The sequence below is a fragment of the Pseudomonas sp. NPDC086581 genome (assembly GCF_044746165.1).
GTDB lineage: Bacteria > Pseudomonadota > Gammaproteobacteria > Pseudomonadales > Pseudomonadaceae > Pseudomonas.
Genome location: NZ_JBIVBR010000010.1, coordinates 82,442 through 99,048, shown reverse-complemented (window position 1 = coordinate 99,048; position 16,607 = coordinate 82,442). Strand labels below are relative to the sequence as shown.

Here is a 16,607-nt window from a genome sequence, read left to right as displayed (position 1 = left end):
GGGTTATCCGCCCTACGGGATCGCACCTCACTTCTCATCGAGATGCCGCAGCAAAAACTCCCGGCTCGATTCGATGATCGTCTTCTGGGTCTTTTCGCTGGCAACCATCCGCGCCACCACCAGCGCGCCGACGCACTGTGCCAGTAGCGCCCAGGCATCCTCCGGCGAACCCAGCGCCTCGGCCCAGGCCTGCTGCAACTCCACCAGCGCATCCTCGGCGCTCTGCCGCACGGACTCATCGGCGCGGGCGATCTCCGCGCCCAGCGCCGGAATCGCGCAGCCGGCGCTGGCGTCCTGCACGTGGGCGACGCTCAGGTAGCGCTTCAGGCCGCGCTCCAGGCGCGCACGATCGAGCACCTTGCCCTTGGCCGCGAGGCGCTCGACGCTCTGCTGCAACTCCCGCTCGACGATGGCGGCGAACAGTTCGTCCTTCGACCTGAAGTGGTTGTAGAACGCCCCGCCCGACAAGCCCACCGCCTTCATCAGCGCGTCCACGCCGCTGGTGGCGAAGCCGCCCTGCTTGGCGAGCGCGCCGCTGCTGTCGAGCAGGCGCTGGCGGGTTTCTTCCTTGTGGGAGGCTGAGTAGCGCATTGGGCGACTCCGGCGAAGCGGTTGACGTTGAAGCCGAGAGTAACATAACGTTCGTTTACCTAACGACCGTTTACCCACTTTGCGCACCCCCGAGGAAACGAAAATGTCGAACAAGAAAGTCGTCCTGGTCATCGGCGCCGGCGACGCTACCGGCGGCGCCATCGCCCGCCGCTTCGCCCGTGAAGGCTACGTCGCCTGCGTCACCCGGCGCTCGGCGGACAAACTACAGCCGCTGGTGGAGCAGATCCGCGCCGAGGGCGGCGAGGCACACGGTTTCGCCTCCGACGCGCGCAAGGAAGAGGCGGTGGTCGAATTGGTGGAAACCATCGAGCGCGACATCGGCCCCATCGAAGCCTTTGTCTTCAACATCGGCGCCAACGTACCCTGCAGCATTCTCGAAGAGACCGCGCGCAAGTACTTCAAGATCTGGGAAATGGCCTGCTTCTCCGGCTTCCTCACCGGTCGTGAAGTAGCCAAGCGCATGGTCAAGCGCCAGCGCGGCACGATCCTCTTCACCGGCGCCACCGCCGGCCTGCGCGGCGCCTCGGGCTTCGCCGCCTTTGCCGGGGCCAAGCACGGCATCCGCGCACTGGCCCAGAGCATGGCCCGCGAGTTGGGGCCGATGGGCCTGCACGTCGCCCACGTGGTGGTGGATGGCGCCATCGACACCGAATTCATCCGCGAAACCTTCCCCGAGCGCTACGCGCTGAAGGACCAGGACGGCATCCTCGACCCCGAGCACATCGCCGACAGCTACTGGTACCTGCACAGCCAACCGCGCGACGCCTGGACCTTCGAACTCGACTTGCGCCCGTGGATCGAGCGCTGGTGATCCACCCATAACGACAACAAGAAAGAGAGCCACTCATGAGCAAGAGCGTCGAGTTCTACTTCGATTTCGGCAGCCCGACTTCCTACCTCGCCTATACCCAGCTGCCGGCAATCTGCGCCGAGACCGGCGCCGCGCTGGTCTATCGCCCGGTGCTGCTGGGCGGCGTGTTCCAGGCCACCGGCAATGCCTCGCCCATCGCCATTCCGGCCAAGGGCCGCTACACGATGATCGACATGCTGCGCTTCGCCCGCCGCTACGGCGTGCCGCTGAAGATGAACCCGCATTTCCCGATCAACACCCTCACCCTGATGCGCGCCGCCACCGGCGTGCAGCTGCGCCAGCCGGAGCGCTTCGAGGCGCTGCTGGCCTGCGTGTTCAAGGGCATGTGGGTGGACGCGCTAAACCTGGGCGACCCGTCGGTACTCGGCCCGTTGCTGGCCGAGGCGGGTTTCGAACCGCAGGTGCTGCTGGCGCTGACTGCTGAGCAGGAAGTGAAGGACGCGCTGAAGGCCAACACCGAGGCGGCAATCAAACGCGGGATGTTCGGCGCACCGACCATGTTCGTCGCTGACGAAATGTTCTTCGGCCAAGATCGCCTCGATTTCGTTCGCGAAGCCCTGGCATAAGGCGTTCCGTATCCCGCAGCACCGTAGGGCGCATAACCTGGAACAGGTTATCCGCCGGATTCAGTCCAGCGGATAACGCTGGCGCGTTATGCGCCCTACGGGTGGTGCAGTCACAGGGCCAGAACAGTCGACCGGCGCAGTCCGAAGAACTCCAGCTCCGCCAGCAGCAGCAGCACCAGCGCCTGGCCGATGACGAAGGCATAGCCCAGGGCAGTCGGCTGCACGTAGCCAGTCACCAGCAGGGCGACACTCTCCACCACCCACAGCGCGTTCAGGGCGATGACCGCCCAGACGCCGGTGCGTGACAGCAGCGTCTGGTTGCTCATCCAGTAGAGCACCAGCGCCAACGGCAGGAGCACGATGCCGGCTACCAGCAACAGGACGAACGGCAGGCCCAGCAGCGTGCCCAGCGGTTGTGCGGCGAGGGCCATCAGCAGGCCCATGGCGCCACCGGCGATGGCATCGACTTTCAGGGTCAGGCGAAGCAGCGGGGAGGGTTGCAGCAGAGTCATGGCGAAGCTCCTTCAGAGGTCACCGCCGGTTGGCGGCGTGTGGCTGAAGAATCCGCCCGGGACGTAGGCGCGTCGATTACCTGCCAGATAATGGCCGTTACCGGGCGACAGGTCTATCGTTCGATGCCATGAACAGATCAGCCCACGAAAACCCTGCCCAACCGGTCGGCGCCCTCCTCCGCCAATGGCGCCAGCGCCGCCGGCTCAGCCAGCTCGACCTCGCCTGCGACGCGGAGATATCCACGCGCCACCTGAGCTTCGTCGAAACCGGCCGCGCCCTCCCCAGCCGCGAGATGCTGCTGCATCTGGCAGAACAGCTGGACATTCCCCTGCGCGAACGCAACCGCCTGCTCAGTGCCGCCGGCTACGCCCCGGTGTATTCGGAGAAGGGCCTGGACGACCCAGCACTGACCGTGGCCCGGCAGGCCATCGACCAGCTGCTCAAGGCCCATGAGCCGAACCCGGCAATGGTCGTGGACCGCCACTGGAACCTGCTGGCGTCCAACCGCACGGTGGACATCTTCCTGATCGGCGTCGACCCGGAGCTGCTGCAGCCGCCGATCAACGTGCTGCGCATGAGCCTGCACCCCAAGGGCCTGGCGCCGCGCATTCTCAATCTCGGGCCGTGGAAGGCGCATGTGGTGGAGCGCCTGCAGCGCGACTTCGAGGCCAGCGGCGACCCCGCGCTAGCGGCGCTGCGCGATGAGGTGGCGGCCTACCCGGCGCCGCCATACGACGAAGCGGCCAGCGGCGACATGGTGCTGATCCCGGTGCAACTGCAGACGGAGCTGGGCGTGTGCAGCTTGATCGGCACCATCACGGTGTTCGGCACACCTGTGGACGTGACGCTGTCGGAGCTGGCCCTGGAAACCTTCTTCCCGGCCGACCCCGACAGCGCACGAATCCTGCGTCAGCTCAGCGGTACGGACTGAAGCGAATCAGGCAGCCGCGTTCTTCTCGCGGATACAGGTGGGGCCGGCGCGCTCTTCCACGGCGCGGCGCACTTCATCGCGCAGGCCGAGCAGGAAGGCCGCTTCGGCAGCGACGAACAGCGGGCCGACGATCAGCCCGGTAAGGTCATCGACGAACGCCGGCTTGCGTCCTTCGTACCAGTGGCCAACGAACTGGATGATCCAGCCCACCACGAACAGGCCGATGCCCCAGGTGAGCCAGTAGGTGGTGCTCCCGGCGGCAAAGCCGGCGCCCAGCCATAGCGACAGCGCCAGCAGCACGGTCATCAGCAAGCCGAAGCGCAGGTCCAAGCGCAGGTAGAAGACCACCGAGGCCAGCGCCAGCAGCGTGGCGGGCGAGACCAGCAGACCGGCCAGCTCAAAGCCGGGACGCGACAGCAGGGTAGCGATAGCCAGCACGATCATCGGAATCCCGATGAAATGGCTGACGATGTTCCGCCGGTCACGGTGGTAGGCGGCATATTGGGCAAGGTGATCGACCAGAGTTTTCATTGTTGTTCTCCCGCAAGGTACTGGCATGATGGCGATCTGTGCCTTGCCACTCTGTCAGCTAGCCGACATTGCCCATGACCGACGCCAAGCCCTACCTCGCCTGCCTGCAAGATGGCCGCTGGTTCCAGACCCTCCCCGAGGGCCTGCGCCAGGCGCTGTGCAATGCCGCCGTGGTGCGCCGCCTGCCCGCCGGCCAGCGCCTGTTCGCCCGTGGCGATGCGCCGTGCGGCCTGTATTGCGTAGTGGAGGGCGCAATGCGCGTCAGCGTGGTCGGCGAGACCGGCAAGGAAGCGCTGCTGGCGCTGGTGGAAGCGCCCAACTGGTTCGGCGAAATCTGCCTGTTCGACGGCCAGCCGCGCACCCACGACGCCTACGCCGAGGGCGCCACCGTACTCCTGCAGGTACCTCTGGCGCCGCTGCAGGCGCTGCTGGCGCAGCACCCGGAATACTGGCGCGACTTCGCCCTCTTGATGACCCATAAGCTGCGCATCACCTTCGCCGTGCTGGAGGAGCTTTCGCTGCTGCCGGCCGCGCCGCGTCTGGCCCGGCGCCTGCTGATGATCGCCGAGGGCTACGGCGAGTCGGCCACCGCCAAGCGCGAGCTGCACCTGCCGCAGGAGCAGCTCGCAGCCATGCTGTCGCTATCGCGGCAGACCACCAACCAGATCCTCAAGGAGTTGGAAGCCCAGGGCATCGTGCGCCTGAGCTACGGTGGCATCGAGATACTGGATCGCGAACGCCTACGCCTGGCTGCCCACGCCTGATCCTGCCCCGCTGCCTCTAGAACAAAAGCCAGGCGAGTCTCGACAGGCTTCGATGGTCGCGCACGCTACCGCTCCGTTCTAATGCCCCCCGCCGCCGTGCCGACGCCGAAAAGTCCGCGCCAGGGCGGCAACCCAAACCCTCCGCAACACCGCAAGGCGGCCGGTGCTCGATGCCGGCCGCAAGGGAATCCTATGCGCCTTTCGAAACTCCTCTGCGCCCTCGCCCTGACCGCTCCGACCTTGGCCATGGCCGACGACAGCGGTCTCTACGTCGGTGGCGGCGTCACCCGCCTCGAGATCGACGACCGCTCCTTCGACGACCAGGACGACAGCTACAAGCTGTACGCCGGCTACCGCCTGAACAACTATCTGTCCCTGGAAGGCGCGGTGGTCGACTTCGGCGACATGAGCGACGGCAAGAAGCACTTCGACGGCGAATCGCTGCAGGCCAATGTGCACCTGGGCTTCCCCATCGGCCAGCGCATCCGCCTGTACGGAATTGCAGGCGTGCACGCCTGGCATGCCGATGACGATGTCGCCGGCAAGTCCGACGACGTGGACGCGCTCTACGGCTTCGGCGGCGAAATGGACGTGCTCGGCGGCCTGGGCGTGCGCCTGGAACAGGAATACCTGGACGTCGGCGACATCGACCTCGATCAGACCACGCTTTCCGCCTACTGGCGCTTCTGAAGCCAGCCGGCCACTCAAGCCCGGCGGAAGGCCCGGCTCTCTCCCCAGGGCAGTCCTCCTTCCCGACCTTCCGCCGGCACTTTCACTCGTACAGAGCGTCACCCGCGCAGAGCGTCATCCGTACAGGACATCGCCTGCACAAATCACTCTTTCGGTCGGTTGCAGGGACCTCGTTCGCGACTAGCCTAGAGATAGCTGCGTTTCTGGCGCCAAAAAGACACATATCCGGCGAATCGCGCGGCTCACAATAACAATAAGGACGCCTCCGCCATGCTCCGGAATCTCGATGTCGTTCGTGGGTTCATGCTGTGCTGTTTCGGACTCTTCGCCCTCGCCGCCCAGGCCAATCTCCCCAGCGAGGAACTGCAGTTGCAGACCCTGCAGGTGTACACCTGCCGCTCGATCAACAGCCTGTTGCTGCTGCGCGGCGAAGGCTTCCAGGAAACCCATGCCGCCCAGTTGGAAAAGGACCTGGCTACGCTGGACAACGCCATCAAGGGCTTTCCCAAGGCCGATGACGCGCTGAAGAAGGCGCACGATGCCTTCGTTACCCAGATTCGCAACGGCGTTTCCTACGGCCCCAAGGAAGAAGACCTGCCCTGGCGCTACAACCAGGACCTGAGCCGCTCCCTGCGCGACCTGCTCAACCAGATCGAGCGTTACATCCCCGCCAGCGCCGACGCCAGCCAGATCCCGCTGTGGGAGTTGCCCGTGCGCGTGGAATACCTCGCCACCCAGTACCTGGGCCGTACTTACATGAGCGGCTTGGAGCTGGCCCGCGAGCAGCCGCAGGAATACCTCGGCCAGGACGAGAGCGTATTGGTGCCGCTGCTATCCCAACGCATCAGCCAATTGCCCGACAACGATGCGACCAAGAAGCTGCGCACCCGCTGGGAGTACCTGAGCAAGGCGCTGCTGGACATGAACAGCAAGAGCAACGCGCTGGTCAGCGCATCGGGTCGGCCCTGGGCGCCGATCATCGTCGATCGCAACGCCCGCGCCGTCTCCGGCCAGCTCATGCTGATCAGCCAGCAGTAGTGCCTCAGGCCGGGATGGGCTCTGCTTCCGGCACCTGCACCGCCCCCATTGCTTGCGCCGGGCGCTCCAGCTCGTCGCGGTCCATCAGCGCGGCGCGCCCCGTCAGCAGCGCATCCGGCGCGCGGGCGATCTTCGGGTTCTTGTCCGGGTAATCCAGGCTGTGCAGGAAGTGCCGCAGGCAGTTGAGCCGCGCGCGCTTCTTGTCGTCGGACTTGACCACCACCCAGGGCGCATCGGCGGTGTCGGTGTGGAAGAACATCGCTTCCTTGGCCTGGGTGTAGTCGTCCCAGCGGTCCAGCGACTGGATGTCGATGGGCGACAGCTTCCAATGCTTGAGCGGGTCGTCGCGGCGCGAGACGAAGCGGCGCAGCTGCTCCTCGCGGCTCACCGAGAACCAGAACTTGAACAGGTGGATGCCATTGCGCACCAGCATGCGCTCCAGCTCCGGCGTCTGCTGCATGAACTCCAGGTACTGGCGCGGCGAGCAGAAGCCCATCACCCGCTCGACCCCAGCGCGGTTGTACCAGGAGCGGTCGAAGAAGACGATTTCACCAGCCGTGGGCAAGTGCTGGATGTAGCGCTGGAAGTACCACTGGCCGCGCTCGGCGTCGCTGGGTTTCTCCAGCGCCACCACGCGGGCACCGCGCGGGTTGAGGTGCTCGGTGAAGCGCTTGATGGTGCCGCCCTTGCCGGCGGCGTCGCGGCCCTCGAAGAGCAGGACGATGCGCTGGCCGGTCTCTTTCACCCAGTTCTGCACCTTCAGCAGCTCGATCTGCAGTTCGGCCTTGGCCTTCTCGTATTCCCTGCGCTGCAGGCGCTTGCGGTAGGGATAGCTGGCGGGCAACTGGGCGGAGCCGGAGTCCTCGTTGCTGCCGCGCGGGGCCATGGCAACGGTCAGCGCGACCGGGCCGCGGCTCTGCGCCTGGATCTGCGCGCCGCCCTCGGTGGTGGCTTCGGGCAGTGCGGCGATGGCGGGTTTGTTCGCTTCGGGTTGCGGCATGGTCTCCTCCTGTGAGACGTGGGGACGGCCCTCCACTGTGCTACCCGTGCCGCTAGCCTTTCTTGACCCGCATCAACCCCGTCTAGAGCCAGCCTTTGTACTTGAACCAGTAGTAGGGAATGATCGCCGAGATCACCATCGCCACCAGTGCCATCGGGTAGCCGGCCAACCACTGCAGTTCCGGCATGTGCGCGAAGTTCATGCCGTACACCGTGCCCACCAGGGTCGGCGGCAGGAACAGCACGGCAGCGATGGAGAACACCTTGATGATGCTGTTCTGCTCGATGTTGATCAGGCCCAGGGTGGCGTCCAGCAGGAAGGTAATTTCCCCGGCCATCTTCGTCTGGTACTCGCTGAGCGAGCGTACGTCGCGCTCCACGGACTTCATGCCCAGCTTCACCTCGTCGCTGATCCAGCCGTTGCTGCCCTGGCGGAAGTAGGACAGCGGCCGGCTGATGCTCAAAAGGCTCTCGTTGAGCTTGGACAGCAGCGAGTTACCCCGCCCCAACTGCTTGACCACTTCCTGCAGGTCGGCCTTCTCGCTGGCTGGGCCCTCGCGGAAGATGCTGGTGCCGAGGCTGTCGAGCTGCTTCTGCACGTTCTCCAGCACGTCGGCGATACGGTCCACCACGCTGTCCATCAGGGTCACGAATAGCTGGTCGCTGCGCCCCTCGCAGCCGCCTCGCTGGGTCCGCGACTCGAAGGTACGGAAGGCCAGCAGGTCGGCGTAGCGCACCGTCACCAGCCAGTGAGGGGTCAGCACGCAGGTGACTTCCGAGCTGCTTGGTTTGTGCTCGCGGATGCCGCCGACCACCGTGGTGGTCATATACAACGCGCCATTGCTCTCGTAGAAGCGAGAGGAGTCCTCGATCTCGGCCATCTCCTCCTGGGTCGGTACATCCACCTCGATGATCGACTCCAGCAGCTGCTCCTCCTCCGCCGTGGGCCGGAACAGGTCGATCCACAGCGTGTCCTTGGGCATGCCGTGGCACTCGTTGCCGTTGTGGCGCACCAGCCGGTCGCCGACGAGGGTGTAATAGGTGATCATGTCGCCCGACGATCCTTTTACGCACCTGAAGTTGCCCCGCAGGTTGGCCAACTTCCCGGCGCTTCACAAGTCCAGCGGAGCATCCCGTGATGAGCGAGCATGACGACAGCGAAGAAACCTTCGCCGAAGACACCCTGATCCAGGCCATCGAGAACCAGATCGAAAGCGAGAGCCCGGCGGCGGCCCGCGCAGTGTTCAACAAGCTGACCCTGGTCGGCTACGAACGCGAGGACGCCCTGCACCTGATGGCCCTGGTGCTCGCCCACGAGATCGAGGCGATGCTCGCCGAAGACCGCCCGTTCAACGGCGAGTGGTACGAGCAGGCCCTGCGCGCGCTGCCGACCCTGCCCGACGGCACAGTTGCCGAATAAGTCAGCGACATAACAGCGCTTGCCGAACCGGTCGGACTTGAGACTACACTGAAGCCTCATTGACCATCGGGAGTTAGGCGAATGGCTTTCACGAAAGAAATGGTTGAGGAACTGGACCTGCTGGCGCTCTTTGACCTGGAGAACAGCCAGGCGGGATTGAAAGTCCACCACGATGCTTCCGCCGAAGCCGTGGCGGCTGCCGGCCGGCTTCACGCCAAGGGCCTGATCGACAAGCAGGACGGCGGCTATCTCACCGGTCTGGGGCTCGACGCCGCCGAGCACGCCCAGGTCCTGCTCGGCATCCTGCGCAGCTGACCTCAAGTTCCCCCGCGAGCGGGCGATAAACTGGCACACTTCCGAGCGCCGCATTCCCTGATGCGGCGCCGCTGGCCAGACAGCAGTACGCCATGACGCTCACCCCCGAGATCCGCCCGGACATCGACGACGGCATCGACCGAAAGGTGCTGACGCAGCTGCGTCAGCGCTTCCTCAAGGTCAACGCCGCGCGGCTGCATCGGGCCAGCGAAGCGCTTTCCACGCGACAGCAGCTTGTCCTGAAGCTGCTGCCGCTGCTGCTGGACGTGAACCATCCGCTGCTGCCCGGCTACGTCTCGGCCGGCACGCCCGCCGGGCTGTCCAACTTTGTCCCGGACGACGACATCCTTGCCGAAGCCCAGCGCCTCACCCGTTCCTTCAGCTACAAGACCCGCCGCGGCAACCCGTCGTTGCCGATCCACGGGCTGTTCCTGATGGGCAGCCTGGGCACTGTCGCCCAGGCCGAGCAGAGCGACCTGGACCTTTGGGTCTGCCACGCCTCCGACCTCACCGAGCGGGAACTGACGGAGCTGCGCCGCAAGTGCGAACTGCTCGAGCAATGGGCCGCGACCCAGGGCGCCGAGGTGCACTGCTTCCTCGTCGACCCGCAGCACTACACCCAGGGCGCCCGCGAGGCCCGACTGACCTCCGACGACTGCGGCACCAGCCAGCACTACCTGCTGCTGGACGAGTTCTACCGCACCGCCATCTGGCTCGGCGGCCGCACGCCCCTGTGGTGGCTGGTGCCGGTCTATGAAGAGAACCGCTACGCCGAGTACTGCCAGACGCTGCTGAACAAGCGCTTCATCCGTGCCGACGACGTCCTCGACCTCGGCCACCTGGCGCGCATCCCGCCGGGCGAGTTCATCGGTGCCGGCATGTGGCAGCTGTTCAAAGGCATCGAGTCGCCCTACAAATCGGTGCTCAAGTTGCTGCTCACCGAGGTCTACGCCAGCGAACACCCGCAGGTGTCCTGCCTGAGCCTGCGCTACAAACAGGCGATCTACGCCGGGCGCCTGGATGTGGAGGAGCTGGACCCCTACGTCATGCTCTACCGCCGCCTGGAGGAATACCTCAAGGAGCGCGGCGAAACCGAGCGCCTGGAGCTTATCCGCCGCTGCCTCTACCTGAAGGTCGGCAAGAAGCTCAGCCGCCCGCCGCGCCAGGGTCACAAGAGCTGGCAGCGCAAGGTGATGGAGCGCGTCTCGGCGCCCTGGAAGTGGGACAGCCGCGCCTTCGCCCAGCTCGACAGCCGCAGTCAGTGGAAGGTCCGCCAGGTGCTGCTGGAGCGCCGCGCGCTGGTCAACGAACTGACCCACAGTTACCGCTTCCTCTCGCAGTTCGCCCGCCTGCAGCACGCCGCCAGCGGCATCAACCCGCGGGACATGGGCATCCTCGGCCGGCGCCTGTACGCCGCCTTCGAGCGCAAGGCCGGCAAGGTCGAATTCATCAACCCGGGCATCGCCCCGGACATGGCCGAAGACATCCTCACCCTCGCCCAGCTGCCCGGCGGCGAGGCGGGCAAGCCACCGTACTGGGCGCTGTTCGGCGGCAACCTGTCGCTGCAGGAAATGGCCGACTTCGCCCCGCTGCGCCGCGCACGCGACCTCATGGAGCTGCTCACCTGGAGCCATCGCAATGGGGTGATCGACGCCAGCACGCGGCTGTCCCTGCAACCGGGCAGCAGCGACCTGACCGAGTTCGAGCTGCAGAACCTGCTGGGTTGCCTGCAGCAGGCCGTACCACTGCCGCTCAACGAAGTGCCGGAAAGCGCCCTGCTGCGCAGCACGGTGCCTTCGCAGGTGTTGCTGCTGGTGAACGTCGGCGTCGATCCTCTGCGCCAGCACAGCCAGATGAACGTGCACATGACCACCGAGCGCACCGACTCGCTGGGCTATTCCGGGGTGCGCGACAACCTGGTGCTGACCCTGGAGCAGATCACCCTGAACAGCTGGAACGAACTGCTGGTCAGCCGTTACTCCGGGCCCCACGCGCTGCTCGACTGCCTGCGTGAATTCCTCAACAACGTGCCCTCCGACGCGCCGCCGCCGCGCCTGATGGTCCGCTGCTTCTGCCGCAACCGCGCCACGGCCATCGCCCAGCGCGTGGAAGACCTGTTCCGTGACGCCCACGCGCAGCTTGCCAGCGGCAAGGGCGGGCGTTACCTGCTGCAGGTGCGGCAGCACTTCCACCTGCTGCACCTGGTGCCGGGCAGCGTCAGCCATCGGGTGATCGACGGGTTGCCGGCACTGGTCGAGCACCTGGGCGACACCCAGGACGACAGCGGCTTCCTGCAACTGGACCGGCACGCGCTGGAGGGCGACGACCTCGCCATGATCCTGCCGCTGGGCCGAGCCAACACCGTGCAGGTGTTCTACCGCCTGGACGAAGGCAGCGCGGAAATCACCATCCTCGACGAGCGCAACGCCCTCTGGCGGCGCCGCCAGGAATACGACACCGAGGAAGGCCTGCTGCTGCCGCTGCAGCGTTTCCTGCAATCAGTGCAGTACCGCCGCAACGCCGTTATCTCGCTACTGGAGATCCAGGGCCCGGTCGGGGCGGACATCCTTTTTTATGAAGTGGTGACCAACGGCCACCAGCGCGCGCAACGCATCGAACGGCGCAACGCGCCGCAGCCCCTGGAAGCCTTGCCATTCTATAACGTGCAGGCGATCGTCGAACCGGGCGAAGGCCAGCGCGCGCGGACCACGCTGTTCTGCAACCACCGCGAATTCTCAGAACTGGAGTTCGGCAGCGAGCTGTTCCAGGCCGTGGCCCGGCACATCCTCGATCGGCGTCGCGGTCAGGAGCGCTACCCCTGCTACATCACCGACCTGGACCTGTCGGCCATGCGTGAGGGTGGAGAACTGCAGACGGTGCATTTCCTGCGCTACAAGCAGAGCCTGGAGCAGGCGCTGAACCGGGCGCTGACCGAAGCCTGAAGGGCTCGACCGGGCACCCGGGGAGAGAGATTCCCGAAGGGGAACTCAGCGATCGAAGTCGCCGGCCGCTTCCGGCTGGTATTCCACTTCCAGCAGAGTCAGTTTCAGCGTCTTGCCGCTGGGCGCCGGCCAGTCGATGGTCTGCCCGGTGGTCAGGCCGAGCAGCGCCGTGCCCACCGGGGCGAGGATCGAGACCTTGCCCTCACCCTTCATGTCGGTCGGGTAGGCCAGGGTCAGGTGGTACTCCTTGCCGCTGCCTTCCTCGCGGCAACGCACCGTGGAGTTCATCGTGACCACACCCGGCGGTATCTCGTCGTGGCCGACCACGGTGGCACGGGCCAGCTCGGCCTCCAGCGCCTCGGCCGCGGGGCCGTACTCATCCAGGCTGTCGAGCATGCGCTCCAGACGTTGCAGGTCGAGTCGAGTAACGGTGATCGGTGTCGTGGTCATGATGGTTGGCAGTCTCCTTACAGGAGAGCCCCGGACGCTCACGCGCTCGGGGCCCTGGGTATTCTGGCAGTAAAGACGCTCGGAAACCGAACGTATAGTGAAATTCGAAAAATGAAAAACCCCGCCCTAAGGCGGGGTTTTTCCGGACACTAACACAGCACAGAAAATAATCAACACCGACCGGTCACCACTTCGGTGAGTGGTTGTTTCGGCGCTTTTCGCAGTCCGCCAGGATCGCCAGGCGCCGCTCGCAGTCGGCCTCGTTCCACTCCAGGATCTCGCCCAGCGTGCGCCCGCAGCCGACGCAGATGTCCGCATCGTCCAGGCAGCAGCGCCGGCAGCAGGGCGAGGCGACGCTCGCCTGCGGCTCAGATGCCGGGGAAGTCGACATCCTCGCCTGCCTGCTCCAGGGTTGCGCGGTTGAGCAGCGCGCCCAGCGGTTCGCGGGTGCTGTCGCAGATCCACAGCGAGCCGGATTCGTCGTAGTCGAAATGGAAGCCGCCGGAGCGCGCCGCCACCCACAGCTGGCGCAGCGCCGGCTGGCGGCTGAGGATCAGCTGGGTGCCGTTCTCGAAGCGCACGGTCAGCACGCCGCTGGAGTTCTCCAGGTCCAGGTCCAGGTCGCTGTCGTCGAAGGCGTCCTCCACCGTTACCTGTATGGCGTCCACCAAGTCGTGGAAGCGGGCTTCGCTCAAAGTGCTCATGCATCGTCCTCGGGATCAGTCAAAGGCACCAGTTTACGCCGGTATTCGCCCAGACTCTGCCCCGTCCAGCGCCGGAATGCGCGGGCGAGCGAGCCGGCCTCGCTGAAGCCGAGCAGGTAGGCAATATCGGCAGCGTCCAGCGCCGGGTCGCGCAGGTAGTGCAGCACCAGTTGCTGGCGGGTTTCGTCCACCAGCTGGCTGAACGACAGGCCGGTCTCGCGCAGCCGCCGTTGCAGGGTGCGCGGGCTCAGCGCCAAGGTCTGCGACAGGCGTTCCAGATCGGCGCCCTGCTCCGGCAACTGGCGCGCCAGCTCCAGGCGCGCGCGGTCGAGCACGGTGTCGCCCTTGTTGATTTCCACCAGCAGGCGTTCGGCGTAAGCATCCAGGGTGCGCTGCACCTGGGCGTCGGCCTGGCCGAGCGGTAGCGAAAGCAGGCGCCTGGGGAAGACCAGGGCGTTGTCCGGCTGATCGAACAGCACCGGGCAGCGGAAGATGCGCTGGTGCTCGCTGACATCCGTCGGGGCGCTGTGGCTGAAGCGCACTTCGAACGGCGACTCGTCCACGCCGCTGACCCAATGGCCGAAGCTGACCCAACCAGCCAGCGTCTCCTCGCTCATCTGTCGTTGCTGTTGTGGCAGCAGCGGCTCCCAACTGTGCTTCACCAGCGCTTCGCAGCCCGCCCGCGGCGGCTCGTCGGCCAGCTCGACGCGCCCCAGGTTGCCCACCAGCGAGGCATAGCGTGCCTGGCGATGCAGGGCATCGGAGAGGGTCGCAGAGCTCATGATCAGATAACCGAGCACGCCGTAATAGCCGGGGCGCACCGCCTCGCCCAAATGCAGGCCGAGATTGTCGTCACCGCTCAGGCGCACGCCGGCACCCACCAGCTCCAGGTAGGCGCTGGCGGCGATGCGCTGGTCGCGCTGGGCGAGGATCGAGGGCTCCAGGTGCACCGTCGCCAGCAGCTGCGCCGGGGCCACGCCCTGGCGCTGCAGGTGCTCCACGAGGCCCTGCAGGTAGGCCACCGACACCGAACTAGGCAGGGGATCGCGATAGTCCATCAGGCATTCCATTTTTTGCCCGCCATCATAGGGCCACCGGCCCTTTCGGCGCGAGCCGCAAGCCCCGCCGGGCGGGAGTCCGCTTGAATAGGCAAGCCGGCGGGGGGTCGGTATACTCCGGGGCAATTGACGCTTTTCTACAAGGATTCCGCCATGAAGCGACTGCTGCTTCCCTTCGTCGCGCTCGCCGTCTTCACCGCCGCGCTGGCCGGCTGTGGCCAGAAAGGCCCGCTGTACCTGCCGGACGACCAGAAGGCCAAGAGCGAGCACAGCAAGGACCGCTACGGTCTCTGAGGGCGTTCCCATGGACGCCTTCGACGTCCGCGACGGGCAACTTTTCGCGGCAGACGCGCCGACGCAGCCAATCACCGGGTGCTGCGGCATGCCGCAAGGCGGTAACGGCGATTTCCTCGCCCGACTCCGCACCCCCGTCCGCGAAGATGGTGACCTGCTGGCCGTGCATTCGGCCGGCGCCTATGGTTTCGTCATGAATTCCAACGACAACACCCGGGGCCGCGCCGCCGAGGTGCTGGTGGATAGCTCGGCCGCGCACTGGATGCGTCGCCACGGAACACGACACGAGCTGTTCGCCGGCGAAAGCCTGCTGCCGGACTGAGGCCGAGACGACGATGCTTCTGCGCTTTACCAAGATGCATGGGCTGGGCAATGACTTCATGGTCCTCGACCTGGTCAGCCAGCACGCCCATGTGCAACCACGCCACGTCAAACAGTGGGGCGACCGCAACTTCGGGGTCGGCTTCGATCAACTACTGATCGTCGAGCCGCCGAGCACGCCGGACGCCGACTTCCGCTACCGGATCTTCAACTGCGACGGCACCGAGGTCGAACAGTGCGGCAACGGCGCGCGCTGCTTCGCCCGTTTCGTGGTCGACAAGCGCCTGACCGCGAAAAAGACCATCCGCGTGGAAACCAAGGGCGGCATGATCGAGCTGACCATGGCCAACGATGGTCAGGTTATCGTCGATATGGGTCCGCCGCGCCTGCAACCCGAGCAGGTGCCGTTCCAGGCCGGGGCCGAAGCACTGAGCTACCCCGTCGAAGTAGACGGCCAGCAGTACCAGCTGGCTGCCATCTCCATGGGCAACCCGCACGGCGTGCTGCGCGTGGATGATGTGGACAACGCTCCGGTGCGCACCCTGGGACCGAAGCTGGAAATTCACGAAAGCTTCCCGCAGAAGGCCAACATCGGCTTCCTGCAGATCGTCAATCCGCACCAGGCGCGCCTGCGCGTGTGGGAGCGCGGCGCCGGCGAGACACTGGCCTGCGGCACCGGCGCCTGCGCCGCCGCCGTCGCCGGAATCCGCCAGGGCTGGCTGCAATCGCCGGTACAAATCGACCTTCCCGGCGGGCGGTTGTCCATCGAGTGGGCAGGACCGGGTCAGCCCGTTATGATGACCGGGCCCGCCGTGCGGGTGTTCGAAGGCCAGGTACGTCTATAACCGGGACGCTTATGACCGATACTCCGCAGGACCCCACCGTTACGCTCGAAGCCGAACAGGTCGCCGACTATCTTCGCCGGCACCCTGAATTCTTCGTCGATCATGACGAGCTGATCCCGGAGATGCGCATTCCGCACCAGCCGGGCGACGCCGTGTCGCTGGTGGAGCGCCAGGTCCGCCTGCTGCGCGAGCGCAACATCGAGATGCGCCATCGGCTGTCGCAGCTGATGGACGTGGCCCGCGACAACGACCGCCTGTTCGACAAGACCCGCCGCCTGGTACTCGACCTGCTCGATGCCACCAGCCTGGAGGAAATCGTCAGCACAGTGGAAGACAGCCTGCGCCATGAATTCCTCGTGCCCTACGTCAGCCTGATCCTGTTCAGCGACAACAACCTGCCGGTGGGCCGCTCGGTGAGCAGCGCCGAGGCGCACCAGGCCATTGGCGGCCTGCTGTCAGGCGGCAAGACCGTCTGCGGCGTGCTGCGTCCCCACGAACTGGCCTTCCTGTTCTGCGAAAGCGAACGCGAGCAGGTCGGCTCCGCCGCCGTGGTGCCGCTGACTTTCCAGGGCCTGCACGGCGTGCTGGCGATCGGCAGCCCCGACCCGCAGCACTACAAGAGCTCGTTGGGCACGCTGTTCCTGGGCTACGTCGCCGAAGTCCTCGCACGGACCCTGCCGCGCTTCTCCACGCCACTGCGCTCGGTACGCTGACCCCGCTGGGCCGTCACCGCTGGGAGCTGA

At 66.0% G+C, this 16,607-nt stretch carries 21 protein-coding genes and 1 pseudogene; 13 read left to right on the top strand and 9 right to left on the bottom strand.

The window, feature by feature from the left end; genetic code table 11:
* Positions 1 to 27: 27 nt before the first annotated feature.
* Entirely contained in the window at positions 28 to 591 is a 564-nt protein-coding gene (locus ACIPK7_RS20440) for a TetR/AcrR family transcriptional regulator (RefSeq protein WP_401089841.1), read from the bottom strand.
* Positions 592 to 694: 103 nt separating this feature from the next.
* On the opposite strand from ACIPK7_RS20440, the gene ACIPK7_RS20435 reads away from it, so the two are divergent.
* Positions 695 to 1,423 carry an SDR family oxidoreductase gene (locus ACIPK7_RS20435; RefSeq protein WP_192433315.1) on the top strand — a complete coding sequence of 243 codons (729 nt, stop codon included), beginning with the start codon at positions 695 to 697 and terminating at the stop codon, positions 1,421 to 1,423.
* A 35-nt stretch (positions 1,424 to 1,458) separates the two neighbouring features.
* Positions 1,459 to 2,049, top strand: coding sequence for a 2-hydroxychromene-2-carboxylate isomerase (locus tag ACIPK7_RS20430; RefSeq protein ID WP_401089839.1), 591 nt, complete (start codon positions 1,459 to 1,461; stop codon positions 2,047 to 2,049).
* Between the two features lie 110 nt (positions 2,050 to 2,159).
* On the opposite strand, the gene ACIPK7_RS20425 is transcribed toward ACIPK7_RS20430, so the two are convergent.
* On the bottom strand, positions 2,160 to 2,561 hold the full coding sequence (locus ACIPK7_RS20425; protein ID WP_401089837.1) for a hypothetical protein: 402 nt from the start codon (positions 2,559 to 2,561) through the stop codon (positions 2,160 to 2,162).
* 128 nt (positions 2,562 to 2,689) lie between these two features.
* Here ACIPK7_RS20425 and ACIPK7_RS20420 point away from each other — a divergent pair, with 128 nt between their 5' ends.
* The gene (locus ACIPK7_RS20420; RefSeq protein WP_192433320.1) at positions 2,690 to 3,493 is read left to right on the top strand and encodes a helix-turn-helix domain-containing protein; all 804 of its coding nucleotides are present in this window, start codon (positions 2,690 to 2,692) and stop codon (positions 3,491 to 3,493) included.
* Between the two features lie 6 nt (positions 3,494 to 3,499).
* Here the strand turns inward: ACIPK7_RS20420 and ACIPK7_RS20415 are convergent, their stop codons facing one another.
* Positions 3,500 to 4,024, bottom strand: a complete 525-nt coding sequence (locus ACIPK7_RS20415; protein ID WP_401089835.1) for a DUF962 domain-containing protein — start codon at positions 4,022 to 4,024, stop codon at positions 3,500 to 3,502.
* 74 nt (positions 4,025 to 4,098) lie between these two features.
* Here ACIPK7_RS20415 and ACIPK7_RS20410 point away from each other — a divergent pair, with 74 nt between their 5' ends.
* The 3 genes from ACIPK7_RS20410 to ACIPK7_RS20400 all read left to right on the top strand — a co-directional run bounded on the left by ACIPK7_RS20410 (position 4,099) and on the right by ACIPK7_RS20400 (position 6,516).
* Positions 4,099 to 4,788, top strand: coding sequence for a Crp/Fnr family transcriptional regulator (locus tag ACIPK7_RS20410; protein WP_401089833.1), 690 nt, complete (start codon positions 4,099 to 4,101; stop codon positions 4,786 to 4,788).
* Positions 4,789 to 4,980: 192 nt separating this feature from the next.
* Entirely contained in the window at positions 4,981 to 5,478 is a 498-nt protein-coding gene (locus ACIPK7_RS20405) for a porin family protein (RefSeq protein WP_401089831.1), read from the top strand.
* 270 nt (positions 5,479 to 5,748) lie between these two features.
* Complete coding sequence (locus tag ACIPK7_RS20400) at positions 5,749 to 6,516, top strand: hypothetical protein (protein ID WP_192433327.1); 768 nt, start codon at positions 5,749 to 5,751, stop codon at positions 6,514 to 6,516.
* Between the two features lie 4 nt (positions 6,517 to 6,520).
* Here ACIPK7_RS20400 and ppk2 read toward each other — a convergent pair whose 3' ends face one another.
* Both ppk2 and ACIPK7_RS20390 read right to left on the bottom strand, forming a co-directional pair.
* On the bottom strand, positions 6,521 to 7,402 hold the full coding sequence (ppk2, locus tag ACIPK7_RS20395) for a polyphosphate kinase 2 (RefSeq protein WP_192433460.1): 882 nt from the start codon (positions 7,400 to 7,402) through the stop codon (positions 6,521 to 6,523).
* A 196-nt stretch (positions 7,403 to 7,598) separates the two neighbouring features.
* Positions 7,599 to 8,564, bottom strand: a complete 966-nt coding sequence (locus ACIPK7_RS20390; protein WP_192433329.1) for a magnesium transporter CorA family protein — start codon at positions 8,562 to 8,564, stop codon at positions 7,599 to 7,601.
* A gap of 89 nt (positions 8,565 to 8,653) precedes the next feature.
* Here ACIPK7_RS20390 and ACIPK7_RS20385 point away from each other — a divergent pair, with 89 nt between their 5' ends.
* The 3 genes from ACIPK7_RS20385 to ACIPK7_RS20375 all read left to right on the top strand — a co-directional run bounded on the left by ACIPK7_RS20385 (position 8,654) and on the right by ACIPK7_RS20375 (position 12,192).
* On the top strand, positions 8,654 to 8,935 hold the full coding sequence (locus tag ACIPK7_RS20385) for a hypothetical protein (RefSeq protein WP_401089828.1): 282 nt from the start codon (positions 8,654 to 8,656) through the stop codon (positions 8,933 to 8,935).
* A gap of 81 nt (positions 8,936 to 9,016) precedes the next feature.
* The gene (locus ACIPK7_RS20380; protein ID WP_081515198.1) at positions 9,017 to 9,250 is read left to right on the top strand and encodes a TIGR02647 family protein; all 234 of its coding nucleotides are present in this window, start codon (positions 9,017 to 9,019) and stop codon (positions 9,248 to 9,250) included.
* Between the two features lie 92 nt (positions 9,251 to 9,342).
* Positions 9,343 to 12,192, top strand: coding sequence for a class I adenylate cyclase (locus ACIPK7_RS20375; RefSeq protein ID WP_401089826.1), 2,850 nt, complete (start codon positions 9,343 to 9,345; stop codon positions 12,190 to 12,192).
* A 45-nt stretch (positions 12,193 to 12,237) separates the two neighbouring features.
* On the opposite strand, the gene rnk is transcribed toward ACIPK7_RS20375, so the two are convergent.
* From rnk to ACIPK7_RS20355, 4 genes are all read right to left on the bottom strand, one after another.
* The gene (gene rnk, locus ACIPK7_RS20370; RefSeq protein ID WP_192433335.1) at positions 12,238 to 12,642 is read right to left on the bottom strand and encodes a nucleoside diphosphate kinase regulator; all 405 of its coding nucleotides are present in this window, start codon (positions 12,640 to 12,642) and stop codon (positions 12,238 to 12,240) included.
* Between the two features lie 184 nt (positions 12,643 to 12,826).
* Entirely contained in the window at positions 12,827 to 13,033 is a 207-nt protein-coding gene (locus ACIPK7_RS20365) for a DUF1289 domain-containing protein (RefSeq protein ID WP_401089824.1), read from the bottom strand.
* Positions 13,011 to 13,346 carry an iron donor protein CyaY gene (cyaY, locus tag ACIPK7_RS20360; protein WP_401089822.1) on the bottom strand — a complete coding sequence of 112 codons (336 nt, stop codon included), beginning with the start codon at positions 13,344 to 13,346 and terminating at the stop codon, positions 13,011 to 13,013. Before cyaY ends, ACIPK7_RS20365 begins: the two co-directional genes overlap by 23 nt.
* Positions 13,343 to 14,404 (bottom strand): AraC family transcriptional regulator, encoded by a 1,062-nt coding sequence (locus ACIPK7_RS20355; RefSeq protein ID WP_401089820.1) that lies wholly within the window; start codon positions 14,402 to 14,404, stop codon positions 13,343 to 13,345. Before ACIPK7_RS20355 ends, cyaY begins: the two co-directional genes overlap by 4 nt.
* A gap of 153 nt (positions 14,405 to 14,557) precedes the next feature.
* Here ACIPK7_RS20355 and ACIPK7_RS20350 point away from each other — a divergent pair, with 153 nt between their 5' ends.
* From ACIPK7_RS20350 to ACIPK7_RS20335, 4 genes and pseudogenes are all read left to right on the top strand, one after another.
* Positions 14,558 to 14,698 carry a lipoprotein gene (locus ACIPK7_RS20350; protein ID WP_081515193.1) on the top strand — a complete coding sequence of 47 codons (141 nt, stop codon included), beginning with the start codon at positions 14,558 to 14,560 and terminating at the stop codon, positions 14,696 to 14,698.
* Between the two features lie 106 nt (positions 14,699 to 14,804).
* Positions 14,805 to 15,020 (top strand): annotated as a pseudogene (locus ACIPK7_RS20345) (diaminopimelate decarboxylase); the annotation flags it as partial.
* Between the two features lie 13 nt (positions 15,021 to 15,033).
* Positions 15,034 to 15,864: a diaminopimelate epimerase gene (gene dapF / locus ACIPK7_RS20340; RefSeq protein WP_401089818.1), complete on the top strand. Its 831-nt coding sequence runs from the start codon at positions 15,034 to 15,036 to the stop codon at positions 15,862 to 15,864.
* An 11-nt stretch (positions 15,865 to 15,875) separates the two neighbouring features.
* Positions 15,876 to 16,577, top strand: coding sequence for a DUF484 family protein (locus ACIPK7_RS20335; RefSeq protein ID WP_045215418.1), 702 nt, complete (start codon positions 15,876 to 15,878; stop codon positions 16,575 to 16,577).
* The last annotated feature ends 30 nt before the right edge of the window (positions 16,578 to 16,607 follow it).